The organism is Bacillota bacterium (genome assembly GCA_040754315.1).
Taxonomy (GTDB): Bacteria; Bacillota; Sulfobacillia; order DUSP01; family JBFMCS01; genus JBFMCS01.
The window spans coordinates 20,760-30,482 of the sequence record JBFMCS010000055.1 but is presented as its reverse complement, the minus strand read 5'-3'; the positions used below and the strand labels follow the sequence as shown (position 1 = coordinate 30,482).

The following is a 9,723-nucleotide window of genomic DNA, read 5'->3' as shown; positions in this document are numbered from 1 at the left end:
ACTGGCCGGAGTGGGTTCACGGACAGTCTAAACGGGCGTGGACGGGATGTAAGACTTTTCGGAGCAATCCTGGATGAAGCGTCAAAATTGGCCGAAGAGAGGCGGCCTTCCAAACTTGCGATTTAGGTAGGTTTGGTAAACCAGGCAGAACTCCTCGAGAAGACGTCTCCCCTGAGATCCCACTTTGTATATGCGCGCCCACACTGTGAGAGAGACCTCCTGGACACGACTTTCGCAGGGAAGGCCTCACCCCGCCTGAAGGTGCAGCTGGTGCCTGGAGCAACGTAGCAGGTGGTCCTGGACCTGATTTGACACTGGCTAAAGGCCGGGGATATACTCACCTCAACGAGGAAAGAACATGGTAGGCAGGGAAAGTACCTTGTGGAAAAATCCAGTGACCCGGTGCCTCCTGTGGCTTCTGGGGGGGCTCGCGCTAGTGGTACTCTTCTACGTACTACACCCATCTTGAGTTGCCGTGGACGGGATCAGGGTGTCCGTGGCACGTGGAGGTAGGAAGTATGCCCATGACGGAAACGGTTCTTAAAGTTTCAGGAATGAGCTGCGGCCATTGCCAGAAACGCGTGTTTGGGGCCCTCATGTCCCTGGAGGGCGTGGAGGAGGTCGAGGTGGATCTGGCCACGGGGACGGTTCGTGTCCTTCACCAGCCAGGAAACCCAGGCAGGGAATCCATGGCCAAGGCTGTCGCCGGTGCTGGCTACGAGGTGGCCCCTTAACATGATCCAGCCCACCTTTGTCAGGCTGCTAGGCGTGGATCTTGACCTCTTCACCGTGACCCTCATTGCCGGCATGGCGGCAGGTTCGCTGCTTGCCTGGCGCCTGGCCGTTGCCAGGGGCTTCAACCGGGCCACCTCCACGGACCTGTGGGCCGCCGGCCTTCTGGGGGGCTTGGCAGGCGCTCGCGTCGGCCATGTTGCGGTGAACTGGAACCTCTACGCGGCAGCACCCGCAGCAGTGCTCCACTTGACGGAGGGAGGGTACTCCAGCCAGGGGGCTATCATTGGCGGGTGCCTTGCCATAATCGCCCTGGGTGCAGTCAAGAGACACCCCATCCCACGTCTTCTTGACGTCGCAGCTCCGGGAGCAGCCCTGGGAACTGCCGTGGCGCGCCTGGGTTGTGGCATATACGGGGCTCCGACCTCCGTCGCCTGGGCGGTGACCGTTCAAGGGGTGTCCCTCCACCCCGTGCAGCTATACTCGTCCCTGCTCCACTACGGGGTGCTCGTGTTCCTCTGGGAGATGAAGGAGCGCTTCCCATGGGAGGGGCAAGGCGCCCTTTCTTTTCTGGTCCTTTCTTCACTGGGGAGAGTCGTCATCGAGGGCTTCAAGGCCCCCAGCCCCTTGGTGACCACCGCACAGGCTCCTAGTACCGCAGCCCTGGTCCTGGCCTTACTCTCCCTGCTTTTGCTTTCCCTCCAGTATGTATTCCGCTCGGGCCTCCTCACCCGATATTGGCAGCGCAGGCTGCCAGCGCGTCGTCTCTGATGCCGTTTCCCCTCTCCTCCAGGGCCGCCAACTCGGTGAGCAGCGACTCAAGTCTCTCCTTCGTTTCGCCCTTCACCGAGGCCGCGTTGATCCTGACGTTCAGCGCAGCGCCCCCCAGGGCGGCGTGAGCCGTGAGGGCGGCCACGCCCGCATCACTGGCGGCGTTGGGGTTCCCCCGCCGGGCCGCGAGGGCCGAGAGTTCCAAGAGGCGCACGCTGAGTCTAGCCAGTTCCATGGGCACCAGTGCCGCCTGTTCCAGCGCGCTGTCGATAGCCATGGCCCTGGCGGCCTTCTCCTCCTGGGACCCCTTGGCCAAGCGGAATGCCTCCATTACCCCGTTGAAGGCCGCAATGTCCTCCTTATAGAGCGCCAGGGCTCGCTTCCTCAGGGAGAGGGCCTCGCCTGCCGCGTCCTTCATGACGGCTTCAATATCTCGGTACTTCTCCTTGCCCATGCTCAGGCCCGCCACCATGGAGACCAGGGATGCGGACATCGCCGCAGCCAAGGCGGATACGCTTCCCCCTCCGGGAGCGGGACTAGAAGAAGCGATGTCGTCCAGGATTGCCTCAAGCGTCATGGATGCCAATCTCGTCACCTCCAGAGCGTGGGAAATATCGGGCTCCCCCCTGGAATAATCTCCACTGGAGGGGACACCACATGAAACAAGCCTACAGGGTTGCCGCCGCCTACGTAGGGGCAGTGGTGGGAGCAGGCTTCGCCTCGGGTCAGGAGACAGTCACCTTCTTCACCGTGCACGGGACCCACGGGATAAAGGGCTTGATCGTTGCCGGGCTGCTCTTTTCCCTCCTGGGGTTCCTCACCATAAAGGCAGCGCGGGCCTCCTCCTGCTACTCTCACCAGGCCCTCCTCAGGCTGGTGCTGGGGCGGCCCCTGGGGACCCTTGTATCGTTTCTCTTCTCCCTTTTCCTCTTGGCTGGGCTCTCGGTCATGCTGGCCGGGAGCCGCACCGTGGTCCAGGAGTACATGGGCATCCCCGGCTGGCTTGGCCTGGGGGTGTGCCTCGGCACGGTGCTCCTGGCACTCCTCAGGAGGAACCGGGGGCTAATGGACCTCAACGCCTTCCTGGTTCCTGTTCTCCTCGTTGCCACGCTCCTAGTGTGCTGGCCGGCGGCGGCCTCCGGGGTAACCCCCGCCCCCCAGGCATACCGTGGTAACTGGCTCCTGTCAAGCCTCCTGTACTTCTCCTACAACAGCATCATCGGCATGGCCGTGCTGGCGCCCCTGGCCCGCGAGGCCTCCCCTGTAGCGGGGCTCCTGGGTGGTCTTGCCTTGGGGGCTGCCGGCCTATGCATCGGCCTGGCCCTCATCCGGACCCCTGAGGCCCTGGGCCTGGAGGTGCCCATGATGCACCTGGCCCTGGCCATGCACCCTCTGGTAGGGTGGCTGTACGGGATTGGCCTGTGGGCCGCCATGACCACCACAGCCATGGCCGGCGCCTACGCCACGTCATTACTGCTATCAGACTCCACCCGGATACCGTTCCCCTGTGCGGCAACCCTCGTGCTCCTGGCGGCGCTTCCCCTTGGGACCTTGAGGTTCAGCCACCTGGTGGCCACCCTCTACCCGCTCTGGGGCTACCTTGGCCTGGCCTGTTTCATGGCAGGCCTCGCTAGTATTCTGTTCACCATGGGAAGAACCCACCCAAGCCCGGACCACAGCAAGAGAGATGGCACCACCAGGTTCCACCTTTAGTTATTCCACTAGTTATTCCACAGGCCACAACTCGAAACCGTACCCGGTAACCTATGCCTATATAGTCGCTATGAACTGGGAGACAATGATACCGGTCATTACCCCTGACACGATCCCGAAGATCGCAGAGTGCCCCTCCTGCAGTTCCAGCGCCCCGGGTACCAGCTCGTCGACCGTGATGAACAGCATGGCCCCTGCGGCGAAGCCCAGGGAGACCGAGAGAAACACCTCAGACACGGTGCCGAAGACCTGTCCCAGGAAGGCGCCGAGCCCCATGGGAAGCCCGGCCAAGGCTGCCAGCAAGGCCACGGAGGGGCCCCTCATGCCACCCAGGATCATGGGAGCCCCCATGGCCATCCCCTCGGGGAAGTTCTGGATGGCCATGAGCATTGCTATGCTCAGGCCAAAACGGGAGGAGCACTCGTAGCTGGCGCCAATGGCAAGTCCTTCCGGGAGGTTGTGCATGGAGATGCCCAGGCCTACCAGGGCCCCCGCCCTGATGAACCGGGAACTCTCCCTGTCCTGGGAGAAGAAGTGCATGTGCGGAAGGATCAGGTCCGCCAGGGCGATGAGGAGCACCCCTGAGATGAGACCCAGCACGGCCCAGCGAGTGCCTCCCACCCTGAAGGCCTCGGGCATGAGGTCGAAGGCAACGATGGACAGCATGATACCGCCGGAGAAACCCAGGACAACGCTGAAGAGCCTCTTCTTGGGCCGGCGTATCAGGGCGGCGGCAACGCCGCCCAGGCCCGTGCCAAAGACACCAGCCAAGAGGCCTATCAGCGCGGTTTGGAAATAGAGCGACATCACTGGCCCCCTACATGCCTTCTGAATGCCTATTCGACGGGTTCACGCCTTTTCCCCCCACCGGCGCCGCATAGCGGCGCGCGAAGGGCACAGTCCAGGCGGGGAAGACTCGAAGAGACTTACTCGACTTACTCGTGGATCCCTTGACAAAACTCCTCATCATCGCTTATACCTTCTCTTGGAGGTATTCTCTCATGCTGTCCACCAACCGAGGAGGGTTGCTTCGTGCCTACCTATGATTACAGGTGCTCAAAGTGTGGCACCTTCGAGACCTACCAGCGCATCAGCGAGCCTCCCCTGGATTGCTGTCCTACCTGTCAGGGGGCGGTCAAGCGACTTATCGGCAGGAACGTAGGAATCATATTCAAGGGGCCCGGGTTTTACTGCACTGACAACCGCACCAAGTCCCACGGGGACAAAGACAGGGACAGCGAGGGCAAGGCGGAGAGTACTCCCAAAGCCGAGGACAAGAAGACGGAGAGCACTCCCAAGGCCGAGGACAAGAAGGCGGAGACCGCCTGAGCTTTTGCGGGACACCGCGCGGGGATCCCGCCCCGCGCTTTCAGGTGTGCCCCTCCTGGCATAAACTACCTGCAGGTATGCTCCGGTTACCGTCGAACTAGCCCCCCATCGCGGATTCTCCCGAAGGGGGTCTAGCCAGTGTGGTGTTCCGTGAAACCCCTCCTCGCCGTCTTGCTGTCCATTCTTCTAGCCTTGATAAACAGCCAGCCCGTCCAGGCATCCCCCGCGGGACCCGGGGCATGGGAGGCCATGATGGGCATAGGCTCCATCACGCCGGAGAGGTCCCCGGTGCCCACTGACAGGCTTGCGTTCATTGCCGGAGGCCGGGTTGTATCCACCGGCCCGGGAATTGCCGGCATTCCTCACTGGTTCTGGTATGACTGGGTTACTCCGAAACCCCTCCCGGACGAGGCGCAAGAACGCCTCGAGCCCAAGTCCCAGGGCGCGCTTCCTATCCACTGGAACCAGGTAGACACGCTTTTTCCCGTGGGGACCGTGGCCCTGGTGAGGCCAGTGGGGACCGGCCTCACCTTCAAGGTGTGGCGCAGGGGCGGCTGGGCTCACGCTGATGTAGAGCCGCTGAAGGCCCAGGATACTGAGGTGATGAGGCAGGTCTACGGTCAATGGAGCTGGGCCCGGGTCCCTATAGTTGTAGAGGTTGGCGGCCAGCGCATAGCCGCGTCCATGCACGGGATGCCCCATGGCCAGCAGGCCATAAAAGATAATGGGTTCCCCGGGCACTTCTGTATCCATTTCACTGGCAGCACCACCCATGGATCCTCATATACCAGCACTGGGGTCCCCATGACGGACAGGGCTCACCAGGCGGCGGTCAGGCAGGCTGTTGGCCAGTGACGCGGAGTGCCCCGGCGGCTCAACCCAGGTCATAGATGGCCGGCACCCTGTGATCCCAGGATGGAACCTTGGCCCTTACCTCATCCACGATGTCCAGGTCTATCGTGACCATCAACACCTGCTCGCGCTCGGAACACCTGGCAACAGGCACCCCCCAGGGGTCCACCACCATGCTGTTCCCATAGGTAATATTCCCTGGTTCTGAGGCCCCGAACTGAGCAGGAGCGGCTATAAACACCTGGTTTTCGATGGCCCTGGCCCTGAGCAGAGGCTCCCAGTGATCCTTCCCGGTATAGAGGGTGAAGGCTGCGGGCACAAGGATGAGGCGGGCCCCCGCCAGTGCCAAGGACCGGTAGAGTTCGGGGAAACGCAGGTCATAGCAGATGGTCAGGCCTATCGTTCCCAATTTCGTTGTGACGGTGACCAGCCGGTCCCCGGGAAGGGTGACCATAGACTCCCGGTAGCTGGCTACCCCCAGGTCCACATCAAAGAGGTGGATCTTGCGGTATGTCTCCAGTAGGCTGCCGTCCCGGTCCAGGAAGGCCGTGGTGTTGTAGACCGTGCCCTCAGCCCCGGATGTCTCGGGAATGCTCCCTCCGTGCACGTACATGCCATACTCCCTGGCAACCTGGGCAAGCCGCTCAGTGGTGGGGCCGGGGATCTCCTCCGCATGGCGGGGCGTATCCTCCTGAGGACCGAGGTAGCTGAAACACTCTGGCAGGCACACCAGGTCCGCCCCCTCCCGTCCCGCCTCTTTCACCATGGCCAAGGCACGCCCCAGGTTGTCCTCCTTATCCCCCCTGGAGTTCATCTGGATCAGGGCTATCCGGAATTTCACGCGACCCTCCTCCTCTAGAGCCTCCCCGCCAGGGCTGCCAGGAACGGGGCGATGAAGATGGCAGGGAGGAGATTGGCTACCCTTACCTTCTTTATGTCCAGGAGGCCAAGGCCTATCCCGGATATGAGGACCCCGCCAACGGCCGCCATCTCCACCACCATGGCATCCGTCAGCACCGAGCTGGCCCACGAGGCCAGTAGGGTGATGCCGCCCTGGTAAACCAGGATGAACAAGGCAGAGAAGGCCACGCCTATGCCAAGGCTCGCTGCGAAGGCAACGGAGGCGAAACCGTCCAGCGCGGATTTTACGGCCAGGGTTGAGAAATCCCCAGTCAGGCCGTCCTGTATAGACCCCATGATGGTCATGGGACCCACGCAGAACACTAAGCTGGCAGTCATGAAGCCCTCGGAGAAGCGTCCCTTTCCCAGGTTTATGCCGCCCAGGGCCTTTTGTAGCCTCTCGGCCAGGGATGACAGCCGCCTGTCGATGCCCATCATCTCACCCAGGATGCCCCCGAGTACCACACTGCCCAGCACCACCAGGATGTTCTGGGTCTTGAGCCCCATGCTGAGTCCTATGAGGGTGGTGATCAGCCCCAGCCCATCCATGATGGTAGACCTCATTCCCTCGGGAAGCCGCGTTCCAAGGGCAGTACCGCAGACGGCTCCCACAACCACTGTTGTGACATTAATAAGCGTTCCAGTCAAAGGACCAGTGACCTCCTCCACGCGTGTTCCACTAGAGCCCGCATCCCCCGGGGTTCTTCTCTCTCGCCAGGTTCCACAGCCCCCTGGCAAGGTCCTCCACGTAAGCCTTACCCTTGGCACCGCCCTCCAGGGCCTCGTACCATCCGGGGGGAATGGCACAGGCGCCGTGAAAGGCCCCGGCTATCGCCCCAGTCATGGCTCCCACGGTGTCGGTATCCCCTCCCAGGTTCACACCGTAAGTGACGGCGTCCTTGAAGGAGCGGGGCTCCCTGAGAAAGCAGTATATAGCGGTGGGCACGGACCTGAGAGCCGTGCTGCCCGAGCCAAGAACCGCCACGACCTCTTCAACCGTGGGATCCTGGACGAGAAGCGCCTCCACGTCCTCCAGGGCCCTGAGGTACTCAGGGGTTCTGGCCCAGCCCTTGAGGGCCCGCAGGAACCGGGGGGCAACAACGCTACCGGTAGCGAGGGCAAGGGACACCGCCTCGGCCTGGAGGATGGCCCCCTCGAGCCCAAGGGGGTGAGTGTGGGTAATGAGACTCGAAAGGCCAGCAAATCGCTGGAGGTCCCCTGCCACGTAGACCAGGGCCAGGGGGGCCACCCTCATCGCCGCCCCGTTGCCCCAGGAGCCCCCGGGAAATGCCCGGGCGCCAGCATCCTGCCAGGGTACGCCCTGGCGGACCTCCTCCAGAGCCATCATGGTACCCTGGCCGTATCCTCGCTCCCCCTGGAGGTTCCGAAGGAACCTGGCGGCCATGTGGCCTCCGTCGAAACCCCCGCGCTCAAGGAGGGATTCAGCCACCCCTATCATCATTTCCGTGTCATCGGTGTAGCTCCCCCGGGGAAGCCTTCCCTCAAGCATCCGGTCCACCCTGCCAAAGCGATCCCGGATTTCCTGGGCGGGCATGCCCTCTAAGGGCATGCCCAGGGCATCCCCACACATGCACCCCAGGAGGGCTCCTGTGAAACGGTCTTCACTGGCATGTCCCCACGTCACTTCAATCACCAAATGAGATACCGATGGCCCTGGCAGAACTCACCAGCTGGCCGTCCACCGGCACCATCTTGATACCGCGTGTATCATCCAAGGGCACCGCGGAGATGGCTCCTCCCGCCATGCGCACCATAAGGCCGTAGCGCCCCTCCACTGCCAGCTCCAGGGCAGCCACGCCGAAGCGGGTGGCCAGCACCCTGTCCAGGGGTGAGGGTGAACCGCCCCGCTGTATGTGCCCGAGCACAGTAACCCGGGTTTCCATCCCGGTGGCTTGGGCTACAAGGTGCCCCACCACGTGGCCAACGCCGCCCAGGCGGAACGGCTCGTGGCTCCCCTCCAGGAACTCCCGGTAGACAGCCTCTCCCTCGGGAGTCTTCACCCCCTCCGAGACTACCACGACACTGAAGGGCTTCCCCCGGGCCTTCCTGTCCAGGAGCTTCCGGGCAACCGCCTGGATATCCCAGGGTATCTCCGGGATGAGTATCACGTCCGCGCCTCCCGCAAGGCCCGACTCCAGGGCTATCCAGCCGGCGTTACGCCCCATGAGCTCCAGGACCATCACACGGGCGTGGGATTCCGCCGTGGTGTGGAGCTTATCCAGGGCCTCGGTGGCGGTGCGTACGGCTGTGTCAAAACCAAAGGCCTGGTCAGTGCCCACGATATCGTTGTCGATGGTCTTTGGCACTGCGATGAGAGGGGCGCCCAGCCGGGCCAGCTCCCGGGAGATGGCCAGGGTGCCGTCACCGCCGATGGCGATGAGGCACGAGATGTTGTAGCGTTCAAGGTTCTCCATGACCCTCAAGGACATGTCCCGGTACCCGGTAATCTTGCCGCCGGCCCGTACAGGGAAGCAAAAGGGGTTGTCCCGGTTATTTGTGCCCAGTATTGTGCCGCCACGGTGGAGGAGGCCCGAGATAGCGGGGGGTCCCAGGGCCATGAACCTCCCCTCCACAAGTCCTGTGTAGCCGTCCAGAAAGCCAGTGGTATCGTACCCCCGGGTCGCCGCGGCCTTCACCACCGCGCGTATCACCGCGTTCAAGCCTGGGCAATCTCCGCCGCCGGTCAATATGCCGATGAACCTCCTGGAAGTCATGGATATCCCCCTTCGAGAGGGCTTGTGTCTTTGGTGAGTTGATACGCCACTTGGAGGGACTTGACCTCCTTACCTATGGCGGGAGGAAAATCCCCGCCGCTCCAGAAGATATCGTTATACTCCGAGGGGAGCGTGCGCACGGTGTCCCAGAACAGGGTCTACAGCATGATACTGGCAGCGCTAATGGCGGGTGTCACCGCAGCCCTGGCACTGGTAACGGTACCATTGCCCTTCTCTCCCGTACCGGTTACCGGCCAGACCTTCGGCGTAATGCTGGGGGGCTCGCTGCTGGGCCCCAGGCTTGGAGCCATCAGCCAGGCCATCTACATAGCGCTGGGGGTTACCGGGTTGCCCGTGTTTGCGGGGCTCATGGCCGGTCCGGGGGTCCTGGCAGGACCCACTGGGGGCTATCTCTGGGCGTTCGTCCCCGGGGCATTGAGTGTGGGCTGGCTCACAGGCCGTCGCCCCACCTTCCTGCGGGCCCTGGGAGCGACTTTTGCCGGCGGCGTCATCGTAGTATACTTGATTGGGGTAATACAGCTGGCACTGGTCACAGGAATTGGGCTTAAAGACGCCGCCATCTTGGGTGCGCTGCCCTTTCTCCCCGGAGACTGCCTCAAGGCGGTGGCCGCCGCCGCTGTGGCGGCGCGCCTGAGACCCCATATCAAGGTGGATTGAACGGGACAGGGGG

General features: G+C 62.8%; 12 protein-coding genes. 6 read left to right on the top strand and 6 right to left on the bottom strand.

Annotation, left to right across the window (positions count from 1 at the left end):
• Positions 1–518 precede the first annotated feature (518 nt).
• Both AB1576_12760 and AB1576_12755 read left to right on the top strand, forming a co-directional pair.
• The gene (locus tag AB1576_12760) at positions 519–734 is read left to right on the top strand and encodes a cation transporter (GenBank protein ID MEW6082608.1); all 216 of its coding nucleotides are present in this window, start codon (positions 519–521) and stop codon (positions 732–734) included.
• A 1-nt stretch (position 735) separates the two neighbouring features.
• Positions 736–1,503, top strand: coding sequence for a prolipoprotein diacylglyceryl transferase family protein (locus AB1576_12755; GenBank protein MEW6082607.1), 768 nt, complete (start codon positions 736–738; stop codon positions 1,501–1,503).
• Here the strand turns inward: AB1576_12755 and AB1576_12750 are convergent.
• Positions 1,460–2,080, bottom strand: coding sequence for a cyclodeaminase/cyclohydrolase family protein (locus AB1576_12750; protein MEW6082606.1), 621 nt, complete (start codon positions 2,078–2,080; stop codon positions 1,460–1,462). The two genes, AB1576_12755 and AB1576_12750, sit on opposite strands and share 44 nt — an antisense overlap.
• Positions 2,081–2,160: 80 nt before the next feature.
• Here AB1576_12750 and AB1576_12745 point away from each other — a divergent pair, with 80 nt between their 5' ends.
• The gene (locus AB1576_12745; GenBank protein ID MEW6082605.1) at positions 2,161–3,216 is read left to right on the top strand and encodes a hypothetical protein; all 1,056 of its coding nucleotides are present in this window, start codon (positions 2,161–2,163) and stop codon (positions 3,214–3,216) included.
• A gap of 57 nt (positions 3,217–3,273) precedes the next feature.
• Here AB1576_12745 and AB1576_12740 read toward each other — a convergent pair whose 3' ends face one another.
• Positions 3,274–4,023, bottom strand: coding sequence for a ZIP family metal transporter (locus AB1576_12740; GenBank protein MEW6082604.1), 750 nt, complete (start codon positions 4,021–4,023; stop codon positions 3,274–3,276).
• Positions 4,024–4,248: 225 nt separating this feature from the next.
• On the opposite strand from AB1576_12740, the gene AB1576_12735 reads away from it, so the two are divergent.
• Together AB1576_12735 and AB1576_12730 are read left to right on the top strand one after the other, a co-directional pair.
• A complete protein-coding gene (locus AB1576_12735) occupies positions 4,249–4,545 on the top strand; it encodes an FmdB family zinc ribbon protein (protein MEW6082603.1) in 297 nt (98 codons plus the stop codon).
• A gap of 138 nt (positions 4,546–4,683) precedes the next feature.
• Complete coding sequence (locus AB1576_12730; protein ID MEW6082602.1) at positions 4,684–5,400, top strand: hypothetical protein; 717 nt, start codon at positions 4,684–4,686, stop codon at positions 5,398–5,400.
• Positions 5,401–5,419: 19 nt separating this feature from the next.
• On the opposite strand, the gene AB1576_12725 is transcribed toward AB1576_12730, so the two are convergent.
• From AB1576_12725 to AB1576_12710, 4 genes are read right to left on the bottom strand one after another with little or no spacing between them, the layout of a single operon-like run.
• Positions 5,420–6,238, bottom strand: a complete 819-nt coding sequence (locus AB1576_12725) for a carbon-nitrogen hydrolase family protein (protein MEW6082601.1) — start codon at positions 6,236–6,238, stop codon at positions 5,420–5,422.
• Between the two features lie 14 nt (positions 6,239–6,252).
• Positions 6,253–6,945, bottom strand: a complete 693-nt coding sequence (locus AB1576_12720) for a DUF554 domain-containing protein (protein MEW6082600.1) — start codon at positions 6,943–6,945, stop codon at positions 6,253–6,255.
• Positions 6,946–6,976: 31 nt separating this feature from the next.
• Positions 6,977–7,951, bottom strand: coding sequence for an ADP-ribosylglycohydrolase family protein (locus tag AB1576_12715; GenBank protein ID MEW6082599.1), 975 nt, complete (start codon positions 7,949–7,951; stop codon positions 6,977–6,979).
• Positions 7,944–9,032 carry an ATP-dependent 6-phosphofructokinase gene (locus AB1576_12710; protein ID MEW6082598.1) on the bottom strand — a complete coding sequence of 363 codons (1,089 nt, stop codon included), beginning with the start codon at positions 9,030–9,032 and terminating at the stop codon, positions 7,944–7,946. The genes AB1576_12715 and AB1576_12710 overlap by 8 nt, the downstream gene beginning before the upstream one ends.
• Positions 9,033–9,173: 141 nt before the next feature.
• Between AB1576_12710 and AB1576_12705 the strand changes: the two genes are divergently transcribed.
• Positions 9,174–9,710 (top strand): biotin transporter BioY, encoded by a 537-nt coding sequence (locus tag AB1576_12705; GenBank protein ID MEW6082597.1) that lies wholly within the window; start codon positions 9,174–9,176, stop codon positions 9,708–9,710.
• Positions 9,711–9,723 lie beyond the last annotated feature (13 nt).

What these genes read in the sequence shown, in the direction of transcription:
- AB1576_12745 (MEW6082605.1), top strand. Translation starts at nt 2,161, where the DNA reads ATGAAACAAGCCTACAGGGTTGCCGCCGCCTACGTAGGGGCAGTGGTG.
- AB1576_12740 (MEW6082604.1), bottom strand. Translation starts at nt 4,023, where the DNA reads ATGTCGCTCTATTTCCAAACCGCGCTGATAGGCCTCTTGGCTGGTGTC.
- AB1576_12760 (MEW6082608.1), top strand. Translation starts at nt 519, where the DNA reads ATGCCCATGACGGAAACGGTTCTTAAAGTTTCAGGAATGAGCTGCGGC.
- AB1576_12750 (MEW6082606.1), bottom strand. Translation starts at nt 2,080, where the DNA reads ATGACGCTTGAGGCAATCCTGGACGACATCGCTTCTTCTAGTCCCGCT.
- AB1576_12710 (MEW6082598.1), bottom strand. Translation starts at nt 9,032, where the DNA reads ATGACTTCCAGGAGGTTCATCGGCATATTGACCGGCGGCGGAGATTGC.
- AB1576_12755 (MEW6082607.1), top strand. Translation starts at nt 736, where the DNA reads ATGATCCAGCCCACCTTTGTCAGGCTGCTAGGCGTGGATCTTGACCTC.